The organism is Paenibacillus sp. sgz302115 (assembly GCF_056120445.1).
Genome location: NZ_JBVYOK010000019.1, coordinates 37,920 through 61,823 on the forward strand (window position 1 = coordinate 37,920; position 23,904 = coordinate 61,823).

Annotated in this window: 16 protein-coding genes; 6 read left to right on the forward strand and 10 right to left on the reverse strand. The window is 52.0% G+C overall.

The genetic code is table 11. The features are described from left to right. Positions 1-9 precede the first annotated feature (9 nt). Positions 10-1,704, reverse strand: coding sequence for a helix-turn-helix domain-containing protein (locus AC0LWN_RS25845; RefSeq protein ID WP_474670467.1), 1,695 nt, complete (start codon positions 1,702-1,704; stop codon positions 10-12). Positions 1,705-1,858: 154 nt separating this feature from the next. On the opposite strand from AC0LWN_RS25845, the gene AC0LWN_RS25850 reads away from it, so the two are divergent. Next, on the forward strand, positions 1,859-2,863 hold the full coding sequence (locus AC0LWN_RS25850; protein ID WP_474670469.1) for an ATP-dependent DNA ligase: 1,005 nt from the start codon (positions 1,859-1,861) through the stop codon (positions 2,861-2,863). Next, positions 2,830-3,714, forward strand: a complete 885-nt coding sequence (gene ligD / locus AC0LWN_RS25855) for a non-homologous end-joining DNA ligase (RefSeq protein WP_474670471.1) — start codon at positions 2,830-2,832, stop codon at positions 3,712-3,714. Before AC0LWN_RS25850 ends, ligD begins: the two co-directional genes overlap by 34 nt. Before the next feature lie 195 nt (positions 3,715-3,909). Here the strand turns inward: ligD and AC0LWN_RS25860 are convergent, their stop codons facing one another. Both AC0LWN_RS25860 and cls read right to left on the reverse strand, forming a co-directional pair. Further along, a complete protein-coding gene (locus tag AC0LWN_RS25860; RefSeq protein WP_474670561.1) occupies positions 3,910-4,737 on the reverse strand; it encodes a YitT family protein in 828 nt (275 codons plus the stop codon). A gap of 202 nt (positions 4,738-4,939) precedes the next feature. Continuing rightward, positions 4,940-6,370 carry a cardiolipin synthase gene (gene cls / locus AC0LWN_RS25865; RefSeq protein ID WP_474670473.1) on the reverse strand — a complete coding sequence of 477 codons (1,431 nt, stop codon included), beginning with the start codon at positions 6,368-6,370 and terminating at the stop codon, positions 4,940-4,942. A 202-nt stretch (positions 6,371-6,572) separates the two neighbouring features. Between cls and AC0LWN_RS25870 the strand changes: the two genes are divergently transcribed. Both AC0LWN_RS25870 and AC0LWN_RS25875 read left to right on the forward strand, forming a co-directional pair. Further along, entirely contained in the window at positions 6,573-7,778 is a 1,206-nt protein-coding gene (locus AC0LWN_RS25870) for a peptidoglycan DD-metalloendopeptidase family protein (protein WP_474670475.1), read from the forward strand. Positions 7,779-7,826: 48 nt separating this feature from the next. Continuing rightward, positions 7,827-8,276, forward strand: coding sequence for a bactofilin family protein (locus tag AC0LWN_RS25875; protein WP_474670477.1), 450 nt, complete (start codon positions 7,827-7,829; stop codon positions 8,274-8,276). A gap of 15 nt (positions 8,277-8,291) precedes the next feature. On the opposite strand, the gene AC0LWN_RS25880 is transcribed toward AC0LWN_RS25875, so the two are convergent. The 5 genes from AC0LWN_RS25880 to AC0LWN_RS25900 form a co-directional block, all read right to left on the reverse strand. Beyond that, positions 8,292-9,077 carry an ABC transporter permease gene (locus AC0LWN_RS25880; protein WP_474670479.1) on the reverse strand — a complete coding sequence of 262 codons (786 nt, stop codon included), beginning with the start codon at positions 9,075-9,077 and terminating at the stop codon, positions 8,292-8,294. Next, positions 9,070-9,996 (reverse strand): ABC transporter ATP-binding protein, encoded by a 927-nt coding sequence (locus AC0LWN_RS25885; RefSeq protein ID WP_474670481.1) that lies wholly within the window; start codon positions 9,994-9,996, stop codon positions 9,070-9,072. The genes AC0LWN_RS25880 and AC0LWN_RS25885 overlap by 8 nt, the downstream gene beginning before the upstream one ends. 359 nt (positions 9,997-10,355) lie before the next feature. Continuing rightward, the gene (gltB, locus tag AC0LWN_RS25890) at positions 10,356-14,951 is read right to left on the reverse strand and encodes a glutamate synthase large subunit (protein WP_474670483.1); all 4,596 of its coding nucleotides are present in this window, start codon (positions 14,949-14,951) and stop codon (positions 10,356-10,358) included. 382 nt (positions 14,952-15,333) lie between these two features. Continuing rightward, on the reverse strand, positions 15,334-17,688 hold the full coding sequence (locus AC0LWN_RS25895) for a YhgE/Pip family protein (protein ID WP_474670485.1): 2,355 nt from the start codon (positions 17,686-17,688) through the stop codon (positions 15,334-15,336). Positions 17,689-17,869: 181 nt separating this feature from the next. After that, the gene (locus AC0LWN_RS25900; RefSeq protein WP_458966131.1) at positions 17,870-18,445 is read right to left on the reverse strand and encodes a TetR/AcrR family transcriptional regulator; all 576 of its coding nucleotides are present in this window, start codon (positions 18,443-18,445) and stop codon (positions 17,870-17,872) included. A 258-nt stretch (positions 18,446-18,703) separates the two neighbouring features. On the opposite strand from AC0LWN_RS25900, the gene AC0LWN_RS25905 reads away from it, so the two are divergent. Next, the gene (locus AC0LWN_RS25905) at positions 18,704-19,900 is read left to right on the forward strand and encodes an MGDG synthase family glycosyltransferase (protein ID WP_474670487.1); all 1,197 of its coding nucleotides are present in this window, start codon (positions 18,704-18,706) and stop codon (positions 19,898-19,900) included. Between the two features lie 326 nt (positions 19,901-20,226). Here AC0LWN_RS25905 and AC0LWN_RS25910 read toward each other — a convergent pair whose 3' ends face one another. After that, on the reverse strand, positions 20,227-21,126 hold the full coding sequence (locus AC0LWN_RS25910) for a cell wall hydrolase (protein ID WP_474670489.1): 900 nt from the start codon (positions 21,124-21,126) through the stop codon (positions 20,227-20,229). A gap of 78 nt (positions 21,127-21,204) precedes the next feature. Continuing rightward, positions 21,205-21,813, reverse strand: coding sequence for an RNA 2',3'-cyclic phosphodiesterase (gene thpR / locus AC0LWN_RS25915; RefSeq protein ID WP_474670491.1), 609 nt, complete (start codon positions 21,811-21,813; stop codon positions 21,205-21,207). Positions 21,814-22,045: 232 nt separating this feature from the next. On the opposite strand from thpR, the gene AC0LWN_RS25920 reads away from it, so the two are divergent. Further along, on the forward strand, positions 22,046-23,002 hold the full coding sequence (locus tag AC0LWN_RS25920) for a D-2-hydroxyacid dehydrogenase (RefSeq protein ID WP_474670493.1): 957 nt from the start codon (positions 22,046-22,048) through the stop codon (positions 23,000-23,002). Positions 23,003-23,904: the final 902 nt, after the last annotated feature.

Below are 23,904 nucleotides of genomic sequence, written 5' to 3' on the forward strand. Positions count from 1 at the left end.
TCTCAATCATTATGAAAGGTTTTGCCCGTTTGCACCATAGACGAAGGGAGGATTCGGCATGGATTTTTTACCGCCAATATGCAGCAGCACGTCTTCGCGAATTCTTTCGAGCGCCACTGGCGAATATTCCCGCCACGGATTAGAGGACAGCAGCCGGAGCCGCTGTTCACGCACAACCCGCAAATTGCTCCATTCGGAAGTGCGCTGCAAGGCATGCCACAGCTCCAGCGTCTCTGAATCCTGCCTGATCAACAGCGCAACATAATCGACATCTTCAGCCTCCAATTGCTCCATGGTCACAGGTGCACCTTCATCCCCGTCTTCCGGGGCCAGATGGGGACGGCGAAGCCCCAATTCGTTATACACATAATCCAGTGTCCCAGGTGAACCGAATCCGAGCAGTTGTCCCCTGATCATCCGCACGAACAGGACAGACGGCGCGCCGGAGCCAGATTTAAGCGTAGCCCGCACTTGCCGGTTCCCGGCCTCAAACTGGCTGATCCAGCGGCCGGCCTCGGCGTTCATACCCAGCAGCCGTGCCAGCTCCAGCAGATTTGTTCTCCACGATCCGGGCGCTTCGGGCAGCAGCTTGACCACACGCGCTACCGCCTGAAGCCGTTCAAGCTCCGCTTCGCTTGTCTCATCCGGGCAGATGATCATATTAGGGGCCGCCTCGGCAATCCGCCGCAGGTTGGGATGCTGCATATCATCCGTTGTGCCGCATTCCAGATGGTATGGAATATCTGCGCCGTAATGCTCAAAGTAATAGCTCGCCCACTTCGGATGCAGCGGTGCCAGGTACGGAAGCTGCTCCAGCGGCAGCAGATAGCCGAGGGTGGACGCGCAGGCATAGGCCGCAAGCTTCTGCTTGCGCTTGTTGACGTAGCCCGACGGGGAGAGGCCGAATTCCTTTTTGAACAGGCGGCTAAAATAGAACTCGTCCTGGTAGCCGACGGCATGCGCAATATCCTTCAGTCTCCGCCCGGAGCTAAGCATCAGCCGCTTCGCCCGGTTCAGGCGCAGGCCGGTTATGTATTCGCGGACGCTCTTTCCGTAGGCCTTCTTGAATTGCTCTGCAAAATGCTTCGGACTCATGGCCGCAAGCTGCGCCAGCCGCTCCACAGTCAGCGGCTCCTCCGGGTGCTCGTCCATATACCGCTTCACCCGCTCCAGCCCGCCGGAATGCCGGGACAGACCTGCGGCAGACGCCGGGACGGCCTCCAGCAGCAGCTCCATCGTGAGCAGCTGCGCGCGCAGCCGCAGCATCGGATTGTCCGACCGCAAGGCTCCGCATATGGAGCGGCAGCTATCCCCGGCCGCGCCGGGCACCGGGTGCACCAGTTCCTCCGGCAGCAGATGCGGGCCATAGTGGGCCGCGGACTTAAGGCTTCCGGGGTGCAGACCCTCCGGCTCATAAAACTCAATGCGAAGCATGGCCACCAGCGGCGGATCGCCCTCTCCGGCCAGCTCAAACGTTGTTCCCGCATAACAGACGTACAGCGTATCCTTTTCCATCGGGATGATCCGGCTACGCTTCTTAAGCTGGCAACTGCCCTCCAGCAGCACAAGTAAAGTTGTATGGGTAGCCATAATCTGAGTCATTGTATACGAAGAGCTTACGCCCGCCAGTTCGGCATACTGCAAATGGAGCGTCCAGCGTCCGGGATCGGACCCATTCATTCGCCGCACTCTAGATAATTCCATAGACGATACACTCCTAACGGATTAAATGAGAATCATTATCATTATACCATTGATCACCGCTCAGCTATTTCCCGATTTTTTAGGCTAAATAATTTATACAGATCAGGAAACCCTTATACATAGCAAAGCAAAAATACATCAGGGAGATTACTCAATGATAAAAGCGGACCTGCAACTAAAGCCCATTTTTCCGTTTGAGCCCATAAGCACATCTACTACACCTGCAGGCGACAATTGGATCACACAGGTAAAATGGGACGGTGTAAGAATGCTGCTCTATTATGACGGCAATGAAGTAAAGCTGTTTAATCGAAAAATGAACGAGCGGACGAGCCAATACCCGGAGTTTCAGGATATCGGGTCATTTTGCAGCGCTGGTTCTGTCATTCTGGACGGTGAAATCATAGCTTTTGAACACGGCAAGCCTTCATTCCATGAAGTCATGAGAAGAGACAGCCTGAGGCAGCAGCAGAGAATTAGACAATCCATAAATCAAGTCCCTATTACCTTTATGATTTTTGATATTTTGTTGTACAACGGCGAATGGGTCACGGATCGGCCCTTATTTTACAGACAACAGTTGCTTGAATCCGTAATCACTGCCCGAAACAACGTACAAATTGTACAAAATTTTCACGATGGAGCAGTCCTTTTCAGCATGATGAAACAATATAGGATGGAGGGGGTAATCTATAAGGATCTTTCCAGTACGTATAGTCTTAATGGCAAGGATGGGCGCTGGAAAAAACACAAGGTGATAAATGATCTGATCGCAGTTGTGGGGGGAGTAACCTTTAGAGATACAATCGTTAACTCTTTGCTGCTGGGGCTTTATGCAGAAAATAAAGATTTGGTATACATCGGCCACGCAGGTGCCGGCAAGTTAACCCAGAAAGACTGGGCAGCCATAACTGAGCATGCAAAAAAAACACAAATACCCGGAAGGCCCTTCATCAATGAACCGGAACGGTCAAAAACAGCGGTCTGGGTTGAGCCCAAGCTTACCGTTAAAGTCGAATACCTTGAGCTAACTCATGGGGGGACTCTTCGCCATCCAAGTATCCAAGCCGTTGTGATTAGGGATAAGAGCGAATGTACTATTGACCAGATAAAGGAGAATACCGTATGCCTCAGACCATCAAAGGCTCCATCACCGTAGAAGGACAAGAGATCACCATAACGAACCCGGAGAAGCTGCTATGGCCCGAACGCGGCATCACCAAACGGATATATCTGCAAAAGCTGGCCGCACTCTCCCCTTATCTGCTGCGTTACTGCCGCGACCGGCTCCTGACGGTGATCCGCTACCCGCACGGCGTTCCCGGCATGTCCTTTTATCAAAAAAATGCGCCGGAGCCGCTCCCGGACTTCGTTCGCACGGCAACGAATGAGGGCATTACCTACATTCTGCTGCAGGGCTTGCCGGAGCTGCTCTGGCTGGGCAATCTCGCGGCGCTGGAATTTCATCCTTCCCTGCATTATGCCGGAAGTGAGCTGCCATGCGAATGGATGATTGATCTGGACCCGTCTATGGAGGTCGAGCCGCGCATTATGGAAGCAGCCGCCGTTGTCGGCGGGGTGCTGAAATCGCTGGGACTGGCCTCTGTGCCGAAGACATCGGGCGCTACCGGTGTGCAAATTATTGTTCCTGTCCGTCCGGGTGTCACCTTTGACGGCCTGCGCAAGATCGGCCACCTGGTCGGCCGGTATGTGACCGAGAAGCGCCCCGACCTGTTCACCCTGGAGCGGCTGAAGAAGAACAGGGGAGATAAAATCTACTTCGACTACCTCCAGCACTATGGCGGCAAAACATTGGCGGCGCCCTATACACCGCGCGCCCGGCCGCTGGCAACCGTGTCCACTCCGCTTCTGTGGGAAGAAGTTGAGCATAACGTCTCGCCCGCCGATTTTCACCTGCTGAATATTGAACAGCGCCTGGGCCGCATGGGCGACCTCATTGCCAAGGTGCCGCCGCAGCCGGTGGAAGCCATCCTCTCCAGACTGCCTTGACTCCTTTCCGCTTCCGCAAAAAGCAATAAGCCCGCAAATGCCTATTCAGGCTGCGGGCTTATCAGGCGTCCACTTTATGGACGGAAGGTATTATATATAAGAATACGGCGAAATGTGCTGAGGACGCCGAATTGATTACTCTGTCGTTCGTAAATATACCTTCCTTCGGTGAGCGCACCTTTCCTGCGGGTGCGGCTAATGGATTGATTTTTTCTTAAAGCGTCCGCCTTTAACATCATGGATATTGCCGATTGCGATAAATGCGTCGGAATCCCAGTCTTCAACAATGGATTTAAGCTTTGCTTCCTCCAGACGGGTAATGACCACAAAAATAACTTTTTTGTTCTCCCCGGAAAAGCCGCCTTCTCCATCCAGATAAGTAACACCGCGTCCAAGACGCTCCGTCAGCGCTTCTCCGATATCACGGTATTTGTCGCTGATAATCCATACTGATTTCGATTGATCGAGACCCTCAAGCGTAATATCAATCATTTTGAAAGCAATGTAATAAGCGATCAATGAGAACATGGCATTGTTCCAGCCGAATACAAAACCTGCGCCGGTAAGAATAAACACGTTGAAGAACATCACTACCTCGCCTACAGAGAACGGAAGCTTCTTGGCAATCAGGATAGCGACAATTTCCGTTCCGTCCAGCGATCCTCCATATCGTACAACCAAACCTACGCCGACACCGAGAATGACGCCCCCGAACACTGCGGCAAGCAGCGGTTCACCTGTTAGCGGGGCTACAGGATGCAGCAGTTGAGTGCCAATGGACATAAGAACTACAGCAAATAAAGTGGATAAAGCAAAGGTTTTACCGATCTGCTTATAGCCGATCACGAGAAACGGGAGGTTAAGCAAGGTCAACAAGATACCAAGAGGAATGTTGAAAATGTGATAAAGCATGATGGAGATACCGGTGATTCCGCCGTCAATCAATTGATTGGGGACGAGGAAAATTTCCAGTGCAACAGACATCAACGCTGCTCCGAGCACAACCATAACGAACCTCTGGATTAATCTGGCCCTCTTAAAAGCTTCAGATTTCTGAGGTTTATTCTGTCCCTCGCCCGAAAAAATTTGCTGGCTTACAGTCAATAGAACTCCCCCTATAAAAAGTATAGTTTCTTCCACACCTTCATTATATCATAAAAAGAGCTTTAAAAAGGCTGGAACATGTTAGAGCCTTCGAAAAACAATGCAAACATCGGATTTCTCGTCATAAAAGCGGCGATAAAAGCTTACAAAGGCTTTGAATCAATTTGACATATCTCCCCCGCTCCTTGAACTTAATCGGATCAATAAACTCACTTTGCTTCAGGTCCTGCTCGAAGCCGTCTGCAAGCCCGGATATCTGCTCCGGACGGAGCAGCACCGCCGTCAGCTCAAAGTTGGAGTAGAAGCTGCGCATATCCAGGTTGGCACTCCCCACCGTAGCCATCAGCCCGTCGATAATCATGACCTTGGCATGCATGAATCCTGCGGTATAGCGGTAAAATTTCACGCCGGCATCCTGCAGGTTCTCTAAGTACGACAATGAGACTGAATACACCAGCCAGTTGTCCGGCTTGGCCGGAATGATGATTCTCACATCCACCCCGCTCAGCACAGCGTTCTTCAGCGCACGGCAAATAGCGGGATCAGGAATAAAATACGGCGATGTGATCCAGATCCGCCGCTTCGCCGCAACGATTGCCGCAAAATACATCTCCTGCGAGGCATCCAGCGCTCCATCCGGCCCGCTTGCAACTACCAATACAGATTCCCGCTCCGTGCAATGATGCGCGGGGAAGAAACGGGGATGGCTCATGCCCTCCCCTGCCGCGAGCCGCCAGTCTTTCATGAAAACATACTGCAGATTATAGACGGCATCTCCCTCCAGACGCAGATGGGTGTCCCGCCAGTACCCCAGCTTCGGATCTTTACCCAGATAGTCATCGCCCACATTCATGCCCCCGGTGAACCCGATCAGTCCGTCGACAACCAGGATTTTGCGGTGGTTGCGGTAATTGAAGCGGCGGTTCAGCAGTGAGGTCAGCGGAGGCAGGAAGAAATGGACCTCCACGCCGTTAATTTTCAGCGTACGAATGAAGCTGCGGCCGAGCTTATGGCTGCCAAGGCCATCGCAGAGCAGACGCACCTTGACTCCCTGGCGGGCCTTGCGGATCATAACCTCTTGAAATTGCTTCCCTATCTCATCATCACGGAAAATATAAAACTCCATATGGATATGCTCACGCGCGGCTTCCATCGCTTCCAGCATATCGTCAAAAGCTTCCCGGCCGCTGGACAGCACCCGGCTCCGGTTACGGCCGGTAATCGGGCTCTCCGACAGCCGTGAGAGCAGATACAGCAGCTCTTTATTATCCGCAAATTGCGGATTTCCGCTCTCATCCGCATTTTTCACAATATGAATTTTACCCGTGACATGGGTACGAATCTCCCGGAACAACGAGAGGCATCTTTTGCCCAGCTTGCGGTTCTGCCAATAGTCCCGGCCGAAGAAATAATAGAACAGCAGCCCTAAGGGCGGGAAGCAAAAGGTGACAAATACCCAGGCCAGCGCCCGTTGCGGACGGCGGAATTCAAGCAGCACGATTGCCGCGATCTGTAGAATAAATAAGCATAGAACAAGCACGAGTATTTTCATGCCGACGCCTCCCCTGAAGGTTTATAGATAATGAAATGTCCGGATTTCGCCATTACTCTCCCTTTATATTCAAGCAAACCGTTGTCATGTTCGTCACAGACGTGGAATACATAGAGTAATAGGACGATTCGGATGAGCCTAAGGAACAATCAAGCTGGAATTAACACAAAGGCGGCTGCGCAAGCCGCAGGAAGGAGAAGCTATGAAGAAACAGCCCGATCATAACCGGATTACACTGCTCGTCGTCCGCGAGGCCGGGCGTCCGGTCAGACAGCTTCAGCTATCCAAGCCGCTCGCCCTGGCTCTGCCGGCCGCAGCTGCCCTTTCTATCTCCAGTCTGGTCACCTCTATGCATTTTCATGCCTCCCGGTCCATTTCCGAGCTTGAAGCCGAAGCAGCCGCACTCTCCCTGAGCAATCTCCGCATGGAAATGAAGGTTGCCGACAAGGATCAGGCCTTGCTGCAGCTTCGCAGCCAGGTAACCGAGCTTTCAGAGGAGGCCGACAGCATCAGAGACAAGCTGAAAAGTGTTAGCGAGCTTGAGCAGCAGTTGCAGTCATTGATTGATAAACAAAACGGCTCCACTTCCTCCGGCAAAGCGAAAACCTCTGCCTCCGGCGCCAAAACCTCTGCAAATAAGCTGTCCGAGGCCTCAGCAATTGTACAGACAGCCGTGTCATCCGGGGCAGCAGACTCACAGGACGCAAGCGGTCCAGTCTTTGCAGCAGCGCCCGCTCCCGCTTCCCCGCTGTCTGCTGTGAACTTCCGCTTAGGTGCGATTAACGCGGCACTGGGCAGCACAGTCTCTCCGCAGGTTGGCGGAGAATACATCGCGGTCTATCAGAATGATCCGCTGGAGCTGGTGCGGGAAACAAAGGATGACTATGAGGAAATCCGCAGCATGCTTGAGGAAATGATGAACAGCATCTCATCGACAATTACAAAAGCCATCAAAGCGAACACCGCCGAGGCCAAGCTCCAGGCCAAAAAAGTGCTGGCAGAAAAAGCCCGGCTGGCCCCGGCCGTTCTCTGGCCTACCTACTCGAAAGTGATCACCTCCAGCTTTGGCTACCGCTCCGATCCCTTCAAAGGCGTATCGGCCTACCACTCCGGCATTGATATTGCCGGCAATATCGGAGATCCTGTATACGCCGCCATGGACGGCGTTATAACCGCTGCCGAGCAAATGGGCGCAAGAGGCAAATACATCATCGTTAAGCATGATAACGGTCTTGAGACCTGGTACATGCATTTGAACGCCATACTCGTCTCTCCCGGACAGGAGGTACGCAAAGGGCAGCAAATCGGCCAGCTCGGCAATACCGGGCGCAGCACAGGCCCTCATCTTCATTTTCAGGTAGTCAAAGGGAACAAGCCGGTGAATCCATTGGGGTATGTGGAGCCGTAAAGGCCACACTCAGGAATGGAACTAATACTTAAAAAGGGGGATTGTATCATGTGGAATAAAAACAAACACCAAACATCTGTCAAGTCTACCGACTCATTGATCGGGCATGGCGGCACGCTGGAGGGTAAAGTGAATTGCGACACCAATCTGCGGATTGAAGGTAATTTCAGCGGGGAAATTCACTGCCGGGGCACAGTGACTGTAGGTGAACAGGGAGCAGTCCGCTCCACCATCAAGGCGCAGGAGATCATTATCGCCGGTAAGGTCTACGGTGATGTCACTGCGGACCGCAGACTTATCATGACAGGAACCGGACAACTGCATGGCAACATTCTGGCCGGTTCCCTGAGCATCATGGAAGGCAGTGTGCTGAACGGCTCTGTAGCCATGACTGAAGAGCCCGCCATGGAACATGCAGGCGGACTTCAGGTAAGCGATAATAAGGACAAGACAGGCAAACGCGGCTCCAAGGCAGAGAGCACCCTGGAAGCAGGCTAACTGCTGCTGCCGTGTTTACGCTGCGACATCTCTTTTACGGAATACGTACCAGGACACCAGCATGAACAGCAGGTAATAGACTGCCAGCACGGCAATGGCGAACCCGAGGCTAACCCCGCCCGGCCCTTTGTCCGTTAACAGATAACCACCCAAATTCATGTGGGGAAAAATGAGATATTTGGCCCACTCATACCGCTCCGGGCTGAAGATGGCGACAAAGATATCTTTGGCAAACATAATGAACAGCGACAGCCCGATCGCAAGTCCGCTTGCACGGAAAACGCTGGAGACCATGAAGGCAATTGCAGCCGTCAGAAACAGCTCAATATAGCTGCAAAGAATGCTCAGAAAAGTATATTTTGCCGGGCTCCATGCCGCTACCATGGACGCATCTGTCCCGGGTGTAGTGGAAAAAATAAGCGCAGACACATAACCGAAAACAATCAGCACAGCAGTGCTCAGCAGGCTGAAGAGTAGCAAGGAAATGTATTTCGACAGCAGTATTTTGGAGCGGCTCCAAGGGCGGATCAGCAGCAGCTTGATCGTTCCCCAAGAAAATTCGCCCGCTACGGAGTCGGAGGCAATAACAACGGTAAAAATGGTGTTCAGAAAAAATGCGATGCTAACGGTCATTTGAAAGCTGCTCCACAGCTCCGCCGTTGACGTATCACCACTGGTATAATAAAACAGTACAGGGAACAGCGCACTCATGACTGCCAAAATGATCAGCATAACCCATGTGCGTACCCGGCTGTAGATTTTGACATTCTCATTATGTATGAGAGCAGCGAAATTACCCAATGCCTTCACCTCCGGTGATTTCCAAGAATTGATCCTCCAGCGACCGGGACAGCGCTTTGATGCCGTAAACCTTGATTCCGCCTGCAACGAGTTTTGCATTCAGCTCGGCTATTTCCTCACGGTCCGCTGCGACCGCAAACCCGCCGTCACTCAGCACCCCGGTCCCAAGCAGTGCAAGCGCAGCCGCAGGATCACTGACCTCGAACAGTGTCTCACCGGTCGGCAGCACTTCAGCGCCTACCGCTTTGAGCTGCTTCACGTCGATCAGCTTGCCATTCTGGATGATCGCCACACTGTCACACATCAGCTCCATCTCGGACAGCAAATGGCTGGAGACGAACACTGTGGTTCCTTCCTCCTGACACAGCCGGCGCAAATAGTCGCGCAGCTCGCGGATCCCCTGAGGATCAAGCCCGTTAGTGGGCTCATCCAGAATCAGCAGCTTCGGACGGTGCAGCAGTGCCTGGGCCACACCCAGCCGCTGGCGCATCCCGAGCGAGTAGGTCTTTACTTTGTCATGAATCCGCTGCCCCAGCCCAACCAGCTCCACTACCTCTTGAATCCGCTGCTTGGTCACACCCGGTACCATACGCGCATACTGAAGCAAATTCTGGTACCCGGTCAGGAACTTGTACATCTCCGGATTCTCTACAATGGCTCCAATGCTCCCAATCGCTTCTTCAAAATGGTCTTTAATGCTGCGGCCACAGATCAGAATATCGCCCTGGCTGATGGAGATCAGCCCCACCATCATACGGATGGTGGTTGTTTTACCTGCACCATTCGGTCCGAGAAATCCGAAGATTTGCCCCGCCGGAATATCCAGCGTCAAGTCGCTAACCAGCGTTTTTGCGCCGATTTTTTTGGTAACCCCCCTGAGGCTTGCTACGGGCGTTACCGCTTCTGCCGTGTTCGGCATTGTCTCACTTCCTTTCATGTAAAAGTGCCTGAAGATCCAAGTTCTCCGTTCGGTGATTAGCCGTAATTGCGGGGAATGTTTGGACTTCCGGCCGCTGTTGTCTGCAGATTTCTTGATTTATACCGCACTTAGCGGTTGAAATCCGCAGACAAAGGCGGTCGCTACCGCTCCTCCAGTTCCAAACTTCCCCTCCATTACTTACACCTCATCTGGCTCCATAAAACTTCAGATCACTTTTATTAGTTTACCACAACTTTCCTTTTTCCTGAAAACCGGGAAAAAATGCAGCAATAGTAAAAGGGACAACCTCCCTCCGGTAAGGAGGGGATGTTGTCCCTTTGTGTATTGAAATTTGCTAGTTAGCCGCCGACACGGGCAAGCTCGCGCATATTTGCTTCGAACGCAGCCATCAGGGCGGCATCACCGGTGAGACCGGTCTGCTCAACCTTGCGGATCTGCTCCATCATCCGTTTGTAATCCTTCGGAATGACACGGACGAACTTCGGCAGAGCATCTTCCCAGGCTTCGAGAACGCTTCTTCCGGCGTTGCTGTCCGTAAGCTCTGCATGACGGGTGATCATACCCTTCAGCTCGGCAATTTCCTCTGCCTCTTCCACGCGCTCCAGAAGAACCATTTCCAGATTGCAGCGTTTGATGAACGAATTATCCGGATCGTATACGTAGGCAATACCGCCCGACATACCTGCCGCAAAGTTGCGTCCGGTTGCGCCAAGCACCACCACACGGCCGCCGGTCATATACTCACAGCCGTGGTCGCCCACGCCTTCAACAACAACATTCGCACCCGAGTTGCGGACGGCGAACCGCTCGCCGGCAATACCACTGATATAAGCTTCACCGCTGGTAGCACCGTAGAACGCCGTGTTCCCGATGATGATATTATCCTCGGCGGCAAAGGTTGCCTTCCCTGACGGCTTGATAATCAGCTTGCCGCCGGACAGCCCTTTGCCGACATAGTCATTGGAGTCGCCTTCGACGGTGATCGTAATCCCCTTCGGTACGAACGCACCCAAGCTCTGTCCGGCTGAACCGGTGAAATGCAGGCGGATCGTATCATCCGGCAGACCTGCCGCACCATACTTGCGTGTCAGCTCGCTGCCCAGAATGGTTCCAACCGCACGGTTGACGTTCGTGATCGGCAGAGAAGCTTCAACCACCTTACCGGATTCCAGTGCCGGTGCAGCAAGCTCCAGCAGTTTCGAAACATCCAGTGTTTCTTCCAGGCCATGATTCTGTCTCTGGCTGTTGAAGCGTGTGCTTCCTTCCGGCATTGCCGGAGTATGCAGCAGGCTGCTGAGATCCACGCCTTTCTTCTTCCAGTGGCTCGAAGCTCTGACAGCATCCAGACAATCGGTGCGGCCAACCATTTCTTGAATGGTGCGGAAGCCAAGCTCTGCCATGATTTCCCGCAGATCCTCCGCCACAAAGGTCATAAAGTTAACGACATGCTGCGGATCACCCGCAAAGTTCTTGCGCAGCTCCGGGTTCTGTGTCGCTACGCCAACCGGACAGGTATCCATTTGACATACCCGCATCATAATGCAGCCTACGGCTACAAGCGGCGCAGTGGCAAATCCGTATTCTTCAGCGCCCAGTAATACGGCAACAGCCAAGTCGCGGCCGCTGAGCATTTTGCCATCTGTTTCCAGTACAACACGGTCACGCAGATTGTTCAGCATCAGCGTCTGATGCGTTTCAGCCAGCCCAAGCTCCCATGGCAGACCGGCATGGCGGATGGAGTTCATCGGCGATGCACCGGTACCGCCATCGTAACCGCTGACCAGGATGATGTCGGCACGGCCTTTGGCAACACCTGCGGCGATGGTTCCGACACCGACTTCAGATACGAGCTTAACGTTAATATTCGCACGCGGATTGGCGTTCTTCAGATCATAGATCAGCTCTGCCAAATCCTCGATAGAGTAAATATCATGATGCGGCGGCGGCGAGATCAGACCCACACCGGCTGTGGAGCCGCGCACTTCGGCTACCCAAGGATACACCTTGCGGCCCGGAAGCTGTCCGCCTTCACCCGGCTTGGCTCCCTGCGCCATCTTGATCTGAATTTCGTCGGCATTCACCAGATAGTTCGAGGTAACCCCGAAACGTCCAGATGCTACCTGCTTAATCGCACTGCGGCGGGAATCGCCGTTGCTGTCCGGAGTAAACCGCGCCGGATCTTCGCCGCCTTCCCCGGTGTTGCTCTTGCCGCCAATGCGGTTCATGGCGATAGCCAGTGTCTCATGGGCTTCCTTGCTGATCGAGCCGAAGGACATAGCTCCAGTCTTGAAGCGTTTCATGATGGATGCAGCCGGCTCAACCTCTTCCAGTGGAATCGGCTGATTGAACGGTTTGAACTGCAGCAAGGAGCGCAATGTCTGTTTCTTCTCGCTTTCGCCCTGAACAAGCGCTGCATACTTCTTGTACATTCCATAATCTCCGCTCCGCACCGATTGCTGAAGCAGATGAATAGTCTGCGGGTTGAACAGATGCTCTTCCCCGTCGCTGCGCCATTGATATTCACCGCCGGAATCCAGCACTTTGTCGTTGCCGTCTTTGTCGGTGAAGGCACGGTTATGGTGAGCAAGAGCTTCCGCCGCCACTTCCTCAAGGCCGATGCCGCCAATGCGGGAAGGCGTCCAGGTAAAGTAACGGTCCACGAATTCCGAGTTCAGACCGACAGCTTCGAAGATCTGTGCGCCGCGGTAGGATTGGATTGTCGAGATGCCCATTTTGGACAGTATTTTAACTACGCTCTTTGTCGCAGCTTTAATATAATTCTTCACGGCCTTCTCATGCGAGATGCCGCGCAGCAGCCCTTGGCCGATCATGTCATCCAGACTTTCGAAAGCCAGATACGGATTGACTGCACTCACGCCATAGCCAAGCAGCAGCGCATAATGATGAACCTCACGCGGTTCGCCGGATTCCAACAAAATGCTGACCTTGGTCCGGGTTCCCGAACGAATCAAATGGTGATGCAGGCTGGACACGGCGAGCAGCGCCGGAATTGCCGCATTCTCGCGGTCTACGCCACGGTCGGACAGGATAAGAATGTTATGTCCCTTAGCCATGACACGGTCAGCCGCTTCGTTCATGCGTTCAAGCGCAATGCGCAGCCCTTCAGTTCCAAGCTCAGCCGGGAACAGAATCGGAAGCGACATCGACTTGAAGCCTGCACGGCGGATGTGGCGGATCTTGGCGAAATCCTCATTCGACAGAATCGGGGAATCCAGCGAGATCTGCCGGCAGCTCTCAGGCTCTGGCTTGAGCAGGTTGCGTTCAGGTCCAATCGTCGTTGCCGTAGATGTAACCAGTTCTTCACGGATAGCATCAATCGGCGGATTCGTTACCTGGGCGAACATTTGTTTAAAGTAGTTGTACAGACGCTGCGGACGGTCCGACAGCACCGCAAGCGGAGCGTCATAGCCCATCGAGCCTACAGCTTCAGCACCGGTGGAAGCCATTGGCTCCAGCACCTTGCGCAGATCCTCAAAGGTATAGCCGAAGGACTGCTGAAGCTGCTGCACATTGTCATGCTTCGGATTCGGAAGCTCCGGCGCATCGGGAAGCTGATCCAGGCCGATCAGATGCTCATCCAGCCAATCACGGTAAGGCTGCTCGGAAGCAATGGCGGCTTTGACCTCTTCGTCGGAAATGATCCGGCCCTGCTTCGTATCCACCAGCAGCATGCGGCCCGGTCTCAGGCGGTCTTTATAGAGAACATTCTCCGCAGGAATATCAAGCACGCCTGCCTCGGAGGACAAAATAATCAGATCATCTTTGGTTACATAATAACGCGCAGGACGCAGTCCGTTACGGTCAAGAATCGCGCCAATCTGGACACCGTCAGTAAAGCCCATTGCGGCTGGTCCGTCCCACGGCTCCATCAGAGTGCTGTGGTATTCATAGAAAGCTTTCTTCTTCTCGTCCATGCTGTCATGGTTGCTCCAAGGCTCAGGAACCATCATCATAGCCACATGCGGCAGAGAACGTCCGCTGAGGTACAGGAATTCGAAGGTATTGTCGAACATCGCGGTGTCGGAGCCGTCCGGATTCACAACCGGCTTGATCTTGCTCAGATCCTCTCCGAACACTTCACTCTTGAACAGCGACTGGCGCGCGTGCATCCAGTTCACATTTCCCCGCAGCGTATTGATTTCACCGTTGTGGATCATGAAGCGGTACGGGTGCGCACGCTCCCAGCTTGGGAACGTGTTGGTACTGAACCGGGAGTGGAGAAGTGCGATGGCCGATTCCAGCTCTTCGTTCTGCAATTCAAGGTAGAACTGTCCCACCTGTGCAGTTGTCAGCATGCCTTTGTATACGATCTTTCGACAGGACATGCTTGGCACATAGAAGGATTCGCCCTCTTCAGCGCCGCCGTAGCGGATCGCCAGTTCGGCGCGTTTGCGGATGATATACAGCTTGCGTTCAAAGGCCATTTCATCCTTGATGCCTTCGGAACGTCCGATGAACACCTGACGGACATAAGGCTTGGCCGCTTTGGCCGTCTTGCCCAGCATTTCGTCAAAGGTAGGCACATCGCGGTAGCCAAGCACCTGCTGGCCTTCCTCGGCGATAATCTCGCTGAGGAGCGATTCATGGCGGTTACGGATCTCCTCGTTGTGAGACAAAAAGATCATGCCCACGCCATAATGTCCCTGCTCCGGCAGCTCAAAGCCAAGCCTGCTGGCTTCACCGGCAAAGAAACGGTGCGGAATCTGCAGCATGATGCCGGCTCCGTCACCCGAGTTTGGTTCGCTTCCCTGGCCTCCCCGATGCTCCATGTTGATGAGCATGGTCAAAGCGTTACTTACAATATCATGGGACGGCTTGCCTTTGATATGGGCGACAAACCCCATTCCGCAGGCATCCTTTTCGAACTGGGGATCATACAGGCCCTGTTTAACGGGCAGTTCAGTGTGTCTCATCGTACGCAACCTTTCTATTATAAAGTAAACGAATTTCCAGGAAAAATTTTCAGTGCAAATTCTTAATAAATATTCAAGGCAGATTGGTTATATCATTTTATCATCGACCTGACATGAGCGCAATTTAAACTTTTTTATGAGCTTGATTAACAAATGCTTTTGCGGCACAGCTTTAGCGAATAAAAGCGTAAAAAATCTTTGTTATGTATAAATATGCACAAATAACGAATAAGCGCTTATTCAATGAAAACGCTTCATTCATTTTCCTGACACAATCATGGTACGTTCCGTCCTGAATTATCGCTGAATAAGATAACAAAAAGAACGCCCCGGAAAAGGAGCGTTCTTTTTGTTATTCCTATGAATATTGAATAACGTTCAATTATAAACTCAAAGCCTGTTCACTCTTCATTTCTACCTGACTGCCCCGTTCACGGGTCATGAAGTATGTGAAGGTCAAGGCCAGGAAGACAATTCCGTAAACAGCCAGCGTTCCGGCATCAGTCCACATTGTGCCGATTTCACCGGTGGAAATCACTGCCTTGAAGCCTCTGACACTGTAAGTCATAGGCAGCAGCGGGTTGAAGAATTTCATCCAGCTCGGAATCAGCTCAAGCGGGAAGGTTCCTGCGCTTGTAGTCAATTGGAAGATCAGAATAACGATAACCACGAACCGTCCCGGCTGATCCATCCAGGTAACGATAGCCTGAATCATCCACATGAAGGCAAGGCCTGTAATGAAGGTAAAGGCGTAGAACAATGGTACGTTCTCTACATTCAGTCCAAGACCGTAAAGCACAATAAGTACAGCCATCAGAGCCTGGAACATACTCATCATCGAGAATGTAAGGGTACGGCTGACGAAGCGGTTGAAGCGGCTGGCCCCAATCACTTCAGAATCGCGCATTGGAATAACGATGGTGCAGATAAGTGCGCCTACGAACAAGCCAAGAGACAGGAAGTATGGTGCAAAACCTGTACCATAGTTAGGTACTGTAGTGTATTCTTTCTCATCAATCTGTACTGGCTGGGCGAACATTGATGCAAGGGCATCGGTCTTCTTCACGGAGCTGGTCTTCGAAGCGGCATCGCCGAGCTTCGATGCCAGCTCGCCGGAGCCGGCCTTCAGGTCATCCAGGCCATCCTTCAGCTTACCTGCTCCATCGCTCAGCTTCTTCGAACCATCCGCTACAGAGCTGAGACCGCTGCTGAGCTTGCCTGCACCGGCCAGCAGCTTAGTGGTTCCTGCTTCCAGCGATTTACCGCCATCGGCCAGCTTCGCGCCGCCTGCCGCAGCTTCATCCAGCTTCGCGCCGAACTGCTTCATGCCTGCGGCAAGCTTGCTGCCGCCGCTTTCCAGCGATCCGGCTCCAGCGAGCAGCTGCTGCTGTCCTGCCAGAAGCTGCGTGCTGCCTGCATTCAGCTTCTGCGCGCCGTCATGCAGCTGGGTTACACCGGCATCGAGTTGCTGTGATCCATCGTGCAGTTGGTTCGCACCCTGAACCAGTTGTGTCTGACCGCTGTGCAGCGCAGAGGCGCCGTCGAGAAGCTGCTGCTGGCTTTGATCCAGTTGCGCAATGCCTTGGGCAACTGAGGTGCTTGCTGCAATCAGCTTCTGTACATCAGGGCTTGCTGCCAGTTGCGGATTCGATTTGGCCAGCTGCTGCAGGCCATCGGCTACCGCTTTGGCTCCCGCGCTAATCTTGGCGCTGCCGTCCTTCGAAGCCTTCAGTCCGGCTTCCAGCTTCGCGCTGCCGTCTTCGGAAGATGTCAATCCCGCAGCCAGCTTCGCGCTGCCGTCCACAACGGACTGCGTACCAGCTTGCAGCTTGGTAGTTCCGTCTACAGCAGACTTCGTACCGGCTTGCAGTGCAGCCGCACCGGCAGCTGTCTTTTGCAGACCGGCATTCAGCTGTTTGCTGCCGTCTGCTGTCTTCGCTACGCCGTCCTGGAGCTGCTTGTGCGCCGCGGACAGTTGTTCAAGTCCTCCGGCAAGCTTGCTGCTGCCGGTCTTGAGTGCTGCAGCACCATTGTTCAGAGCTGTCACACCTTCTGTAAGCGGCGCTGCGCCGTCCAGGAGCTTGCCAGTGCCTTCAGTCAGCACAACCAGGTTATCCTTCAGCTTAAGCGCGCCGTCGTCCAGCTTAGTGGCACCGTCCGCAATTTTGTGGGCACCGTCTCCCGCTTCGCCAAGGCCGCTGGAGATTTCAGTGATTTTGTCAAGAACAGAGTTGGTATAAGCTTCGGTAATTTTGGCAGATACTTTAGTCTTGATATCTTTTACGGCAGTACCGCCGATCTGACCAGCCAGGAAGTTGTAGCCTTCGTTTGGCTCGTAGATGATTTTGGCCGGCTGCGGATTTTCATCCAGCACTGTGGTTGCATTAGCGGAGAAATCCTCCGGAACCACGATAGCCATATAATAAGTTTCGTCTTTCAGACCGGCTTCCGCCTGTGCACGGGTCACGAAATTCCATTTGAACCCGTCGGTCTTCTTAAGCTCCTCTACCAGATCGTTCCCGGCAGTAAGGCTCTTGCCTTCATAGTCGGCACCTTTGTCTTCATTAACAACGGCGACCGGCAGCTCATTCATTTTGCCATACGGGTCCCAGAATGCCTTCAAGAACAATCCGCTGTACAGCACCGGAATGAACAGGACGACAAACATCGGAATCAGTACCTTGGGATTCTTGAACGCTGCGCCCAGGTCCTTGGCAAATACGGATAAAGATTTCATTCTGGTTCTCTCCTTTAGATCATATGCTCTCTTTAAAATGCTATAAATCTTACAAATGCTAGTTTTGTGAAACTTTGCGTAATACCAGGTGACTATTTTCCCCAAGTAGTCAATCGAGAGCAAAGAAAAACTCCTGCCGGAGTCGTGTGAGGCTATCGCCAACCATCAAAACCTTATTACGCTATTGCGCGAGCCCTTCGGCCAGAAACAAATGGAAATAGCTTGTGATTTGTTCTTTCGTCAAAGGCACATGCACTCTGTTGAGCTCGGCTGTCAGCACGATATACAGTCTGAACATCACCAGCGATACTATCTTGGAGTCGCAGGGCTTAACCTCACCATGATCTATCGCATACTCCACCTCCCGCTGCAAATATTCGAGGATCACATTCTCAAGCTTATCGAGACCTTCATTAGCCTGCGGGGTTCCGAAATCACGGCTTTCCTGGGACAACTTGACGAACAGCTCATGTTCACTGCGAAATTCCAGCACGGCATCAAGAACACGGCGCAGATTATCAAAAAAAGGCCGGTCCCGCTTGATCTCACGCTCGGCGATAGACTTTATATCCATCATGACTTCACGCAGGATCTCATCAAACAACTGTTCCTTATTTGCGAAAAAGGTGTAGATCGTTCCTTTGCCGACATTTGCAATCTTGGCGACCTGATCCATTGTTGTTGCTTTGTAGCCGAATAATGAAAATGACTTGGTCGCGGCCTGAAGCACCTGTTGCCTTCGATCCACCACAGCCACCTTTACACTCCCTTTCTTCCGGAAATATCGTTACCACCGCTCATTGACCATTTTACTATTCCGGTCATTTGGTCACAACTCACTTTAACACGTTGCCACTCCGTTTGCAATACTTGGGAGAAATCTTTATTTTTTTCTTTTTGCAGTGTTTTAACTTTCTATTTACGTCTTATTTGTATAATGTGAGAAAAGAAGCAAGTTCCTTAGTATAATAGTAAAAGAAGATTGATCCTATGAAGGAAAGTAGCAGGTGAACTTATGCGAAAGAAAAGAGTACTGCTGTTTTCGGAAGGCTTCGGTACGGGCCATACAGGGGCAGCCTATGCTCTGGCCGAAGGTATAAAGCGGCTCAGTCCGGATGTGCAGTGCCGGGTCATTGAGCTGGGGAAGTTCCTTAATCCTACGGTTGCTCCCTGGATTCTTTCAGCTTACCGCAAAACAGTCAGCAGCCAGCCGAAGCTGGTCGGGATGATGTATAAGACACAATATCACAAATCACTGAACCGGTTGACCAAGATGGCGCTTCACCGGATTTTTTATACACATGCCTCACAGGTTATTGAGCAGCTTAAGCCCGATTTGATTATTTGTACGCATCCAATTCCTGCTGCCGTTATTTCCAGATTGAAGCAGCAAGGGCTGGATGTACCGCTCTACACGCTGATTACGGATTATGACGCGCACGGAAGCTGGGTCAATGCCGAGGTCAACCGCTACCTCGTATCTACATCCCGTGTGAAGTCCATTCTGACCGGACGGGGAATCTGTCCCGAGCAGGTTATGGTCACCGGCATTCCGGTGCATCCGAAATTCTGGGAGCGTTCGAATAAAACGATGCTCCGCAAGGAGCTCGGACTCGCCAACATTCCTACGGTGCTTATTATGGGCGGCGGCTGGGGCCTGATGTTCGGTGAGGATGTCATGAACTCGCTCACGGCCCGGATGGATGAAATCCAGTTGATCTTCTGCATGGGCAGTAATGACAAGCTAGTTGCCAAAATGCGGAGCAATCCGCTGCTGAACCATCCCAACGTGAAGATCCTCGGGTACACCAGTGAAATCAACAAGCTGATGGATGCCTCCGATCTGCTCATTACGAAGCCCGGCGGGATGACCTGCACGGAAGGCCAGGCCAAAGGCATCCCGATGCTTTTTTACAGCGCCATTCCCGGCCAGGAGGAGAAGAACTGCCAATATTTTGTGGAGCTGGGTCTGGCCGAAGAGCTGGATTCAGATGTAGTGAACAAATGGTTCTCGATGCTGCTTCGGGAGTACACCAGTCTTGAAGAGCTGCGCAGACGGCGGCTCGCGCCGGAGCGGCAGCAGCCGAGCCACTGCGCTTCAACCATACTGGAGCTGCTGGGCAAGCCGGCGGGCGGGACAGCAGCAGAGCTGCGCGGCGCACGCGCTGCTGCCCAGGCCCGGAATGAAGAGGCTGTGTATGTCACTCCCTAAATTCTCATATTTAAGCAAAGGGTGTCCAAAGCCATGATAAATGGCCTTAGGACACCCTTTGTTTTGCGTGCACATAATGGTGCAGCCTTGCTGCTATATAAGTTGAACTTAAAATAAATCATAAAAAAGGTAAGAGTGCGGAGGGGAAGTTTGGAACTGGAGGAGCGTCAGCGTCCGCCTTTGTCTGCGGATTTCAACCGCGAACAGCGGTACAATTGAAGAAATCTGCAGACAACAGCGGCCGGAAGTCCAAACATTCCCCGCAGTTACGACCAGTACCCTAATATGAAAATCTAAAGTTCAACTTATATAGTTAACCCGCTGCTTTACTTATAAAAAGTATGATTGCCGATAGTTTTGGCGTACTTCTGGGAATGATGCACGGTAAGGTCCTGGGCAAGCTTCAGCGACAGGAAATAATACGTATCATCGGTAACCGCCTTTATTCCGGAGAGTGCGGCATTTACAGCTCTAATACAATCCGCATTTGGCTTCACACGGTTAAGACGCCCGTTAGCAACAGGACTGAATTGTCTTTTTTGATAAATCACATCATGAATGGTGTCGGGAAAATTGGCTGACCGTAGCCGGTTCAGAACAACGTTGGCGACTGCCACCTTGCCCTGGTACGGTTCACCCTCTGCTTCTGCCATAACGATTTTTCGCAGCAGTAGCAGGTCTTCTTCGGATACAGCGTAGCTCCAGGTGGCTTGACTTCGTTGCGCCTGGCTTAGTAGCTTTGTCCGGGAGAAGAACAATTTTGTGGGGGGATGTTGCTGAATTGCCGTGTTTTTATTATTTACGGTCTGGCTCCCCTTGGCCTCCGCCTGTTTGAGCGCTTGCTGCGCAACGGGCGGGCTTGTCTTCACCACAGCGGCCTTCCGCCGGAGAATATCAGTATGGGATGCTGTGCCCTTCGGCTTCAGGTTATCCGGACTGATCCATTCCACGGGTTGCCGGAATTTCTGGGCTTGTCCCAGATCGGCGGCTGTGGTGTAGAGCATGGGCCTAAATGTATTATTGCTGCTCCTCTGTGAGGATTTCGGTGTTGAAACGGGAATAAGTAAGGCGGCTGCTGCTTGGCCGCTGGACTGAAATTTATCTGTTCGAGCCGAATTTTTCCCTTTTACGATTTCTTCGTTGCCCAGCAAGCTTATCGAAGAAAAACACACTAGAATAACGCCAACGAGCAGCGCAATGCAGCGGTTTTGTTTAAAAATTACCATTATTTACCTCCTGTTTTACGGCACATTCCTATAATATGTAACCGAAAATGGAAGCTTTGAAAACTTAATTGTCGATTTTCATCTGAAAAATGTAAATTTTTCGATCATTTCATACATAGGAATGGCATGCATCCTGGTAGCATACACCAAAAAACCGTCCACCGTCCAGTCCAGCTCCCCTGATTCAGCATCCTTTGACACCCTCTTGGAGGATAAAGATTCCAGTATTTCCATGCTAAAGGGACGCTTATCCCGATATTTCCGGGCTAGTGTAAGATGGGGGTTGTACGCCCTCGCTTCGGGAGTAAATCCTAGTGGGCGGGTCGAGGAAACCACGCTCCGCTGAAGGCTGTTCAGCTTCTCCAATTCTCCGGAAACGCCCGCCCACAGCACTCTTGGGGCTTCAGGACGGCCAAAGACTCCCCACTGCGCAAGCTGCAACTGAAACGGAGAACCAGCCGCAGATACCTTCCTCAAAGCTTCAAGGAGTGCGGGAATCTTCGGTTTGGGTGTGTCTCCAAGAAACTGCAGCGTAATATGATAATCCGCAAAATGTGTCCATTTTGCAAACTTCAGCTCTGAGGACAATGCAGCGCATTCATTCCGCAGCAATTCGCATAGCCTTGCAGGCAGCTTGACCGCAATAAACAGCCGTTCGATGTCAGAACCAGGCAGGGTACGTTCCATTGCAATTTCACCTTTCCAGGCAGATTTGTTATCCTTAATCTTATACAGGTATAAGAACTGAATTGGATTTTCCAAATTGGCTTAAATCGTGACTGTGGAGAATGTTTGGACTTCCAGACGCTTACGCTCCGTAAGTATCCAAACTTCTCCTCCATCACTTCTGCCTTTTTGTAGTTTTTTGTTTCAGCTTATATAACCAGCTCTACTAATAGTATAACGGGAGGGGATCCTCATGACGAAATCTATTGTTTGTCTGCATACTCTTACATCCCGGCAGCAGGAGCTGATCTGTGCCGCCGCTCCAGGTTATACCCTTTCTTTGGCAAATGCCAAGTCTCCTGATTTGAGGCTGCTAGCCGAAGCGGAAATAGTTATTGGCTGGGCCAAAGGAATCAGCGACACACTGCTGAAGCCGGAGTCGCCGCTGCGCTGGCTGCAGTCCTGGTCGGCCGGAATCGAGAAGCTTCCGCTTGAAGGCCTGGAGAAGAAGGGCATCCTGCTGACTAATGCCAGCGGCGTCCACGCCGAGCCGATTGCGGCTGTTATTTTCGGCTTCATGCTGATGTTCACCCGTAACCTGCATACCGCTGTGCGCAACCAGCAGAACTGCCATTGGCATTCAGACGGCAGCGAGAGCGAGCTGACCGGCAAAACCGCCGTCATTGCCGGAACCGGGGCCATCGCCGCTGAAACGGCAAGAATCGCCAAAGCCTTCCGGATGGAAACCATCGGTGTAAGCCGTTCCGGCAGACCGGTCGAAGGTTTCGACAAGGTCTACACAACTGCACTGCTGGCGGATGCCGTAGGCCAGGGGGATTTCATTATCAACACTCTGCCGCTCACCGATGAGACGCGGCAAATTTTCGATGCGGGGATCTTCTCTGCATGCAAGCAAGGCTCGTATTATATTAATATTGGCCGCGGGGCCACAACCCATACAGAGGATTTGATGGCAGCCCTGAACAGCGGACATTTGGCAGGTGCGGGCCTCGATGTGTTCGAGACCGAGCCGCTTCCTAAGGAGCACCCGCTGTGGGGAATGGAACAGGTAATCATCACCCCCCACTGCGCCGGGGCAACGGACCGTTACGCAGACAGGCTGGTTGATATTTTCACAGAAAATATGCAGTCATACCTGCAAACGGGAGTCCCTTCGCGCAATTTGGTTGACTACAGCCGCCAATACTGATTGGCGGTAGTTCCCAAAACATTACTACACAGCACAAAACGGCTACGCCGACCTTCATGGACAACGTAGCCGCTTTAGATTTCAGTTTTGCGTTGCCTGGAGGACCCTTTATGAATCCTTTGGTAATTCCAAGTGGAAAAAGGATCACTAATTTGCTCGAGCACCCTATTCTCCGCAGGTGAAGTGGAAAAAGGTTAACTAATTCAGCTCATTTCGCTCTTGATGAAGGAATATAACCCAAATTAAGTTTCCTTTTTCCACTTAAAACTCACAATGGTTGATTTTAGAGAGAAATAAGTTCCCTTTTTCCAACTAGATAACTTGAACTTAAGAAAGTAGGTAGCTCAGAACTCGCATTCTATTGCAACTCTGCAGCAGATGACCCATAAATCATTCGAAAAACTCAATCTACTGCACTCTGTACATTAGAATCCCTTGGAAAAGCTGTTTTTAACTCTGTATTCCGAAAGTCTATTGCACGAAATACAGCAGAAGGCGATTCGACGCAAAATAATAAGTACTCTATTGCAAGAAGTGCAGTCATGCAAAAAATCCACTATGGTTATCCAACATGAAGACTACGAATTTCAAGTTCAATCTACATAACACTGCTCACCTGCTTCTTCGCCAGCGCTAGTTGGAAAAAGGCGTTCGAATCCGACTGATTTCCACTCATTTGTGTGAATTCGCCGAATTCAAAGAGGAATCATTATCTCCTAAACAACAAAAAAACAGCCTCTGCGCCTGCATTTACTATATAAGCTGAAATAAAGAACAACAAAAGGCAAAGTGACGGAGGAGAAGTTTGGAACTGGAGGAGCGATAGCGACCGGAAGTCCAAACATTCTCTGTAGTCACGACCAATGCCGATTGGGTGTATCTATAGTTCAGTTTATATGTTT

Excerpts from the sequence above, each read along its gene's own strand:
- AC0LWN_RS25845 (WP_474670467.1), bottom strand. The coding sequence starts at position 1,704 with ATGGAATTATCTAGAGTGCGGCGAATGAATGGGTCCGATCCCGGACGC.
- AC0LWN_RS25850 (WP_474670469.1), top strand. The coding sequence starts at position 1,859 with ATGATAAAAGCGGACCTGCAACTAAAGCCCATTTTTCCGTTTGAGCCC.
- ligD (WP_474670471.1), top strand. The coding sequence starts at position 2,830 with ATGCCTCAGACCATCAAAGGCTCCATCACCGTAGAAGGACAAGAGATC.
- cls (WP_474670473.1), bottom strand. The coding sequence starts at position 6,370 with ATGAAAATACTCGTGCTTGTTCTATGCTTATTTATTCTACAGATCGCG.
- AC0LWN_RS25870 (WP_474670475.1), top strand. The coding sequence starts at position 6,573 with ATGAAGAAACAGCCCGATCATAACCGGATTACACTGCTCGTCGTCCGC.
- AC0LWN_RS25875 (WP_474670477.1), top strand. The coding sequence starts at position 7,827 with ATGTGGAATAAAAACAAACACCAAACATCTGTCAAGTCTACCGACTCA.
- AC0LWN_RS25885 (WP_474670481.1), bottom strand. The coding sequence starts at position 9,996 with ATGCCGAACACGGCAGAAGCGGTAACGCCCGTAGCAAGCCTCAGGGGG.
- gltB (WP_474670483.1), bottom strand. The coding sequence starts at position 14,951 with ATGAGACACACTGAACTGCCCGTTAAACAGGGCCTGTATGATCCCCAG.
- AC0LWN_RS25895 (WP_474670485.1), bottom strand. The coding sequence starts at position 17,688 with ATGAAATCTTTATCCGTATTTGCCAAGGACCTGGGCGCAGCGTTCAAG.
- AC0LWN_RS25905 (WP_474670487.1), top strand. The coding sequence starts at position 18,704 with ATGCGAAAGAAAAGAGTACTGCTGTTTTCGGAAGGCTTCGGTACGGGC.
- AC0LWN_RS25910 (WP_474670489.1), bottom strand. The coding sequence starts at position 21,126 with ATGGTAATTTTTAAACAAAACCGCTGCATTGCGCTGCTCGTTGGCGTT.
- thpR (WP_474670491.1), bottom strand. The coding sequence starts at position 21,813 with ATGGAACGTACCCTGCCTGGTTCTGACATCGAACGGCTGTTTATTGCG.
- AC0LWN_RS25920 (WP_474670493.1), top strand. The coding sequence starts at position 22,046 with ATGACGAAATCTATTGTTTGTCTGCATACTCTTACATCCCGGCAGCAG.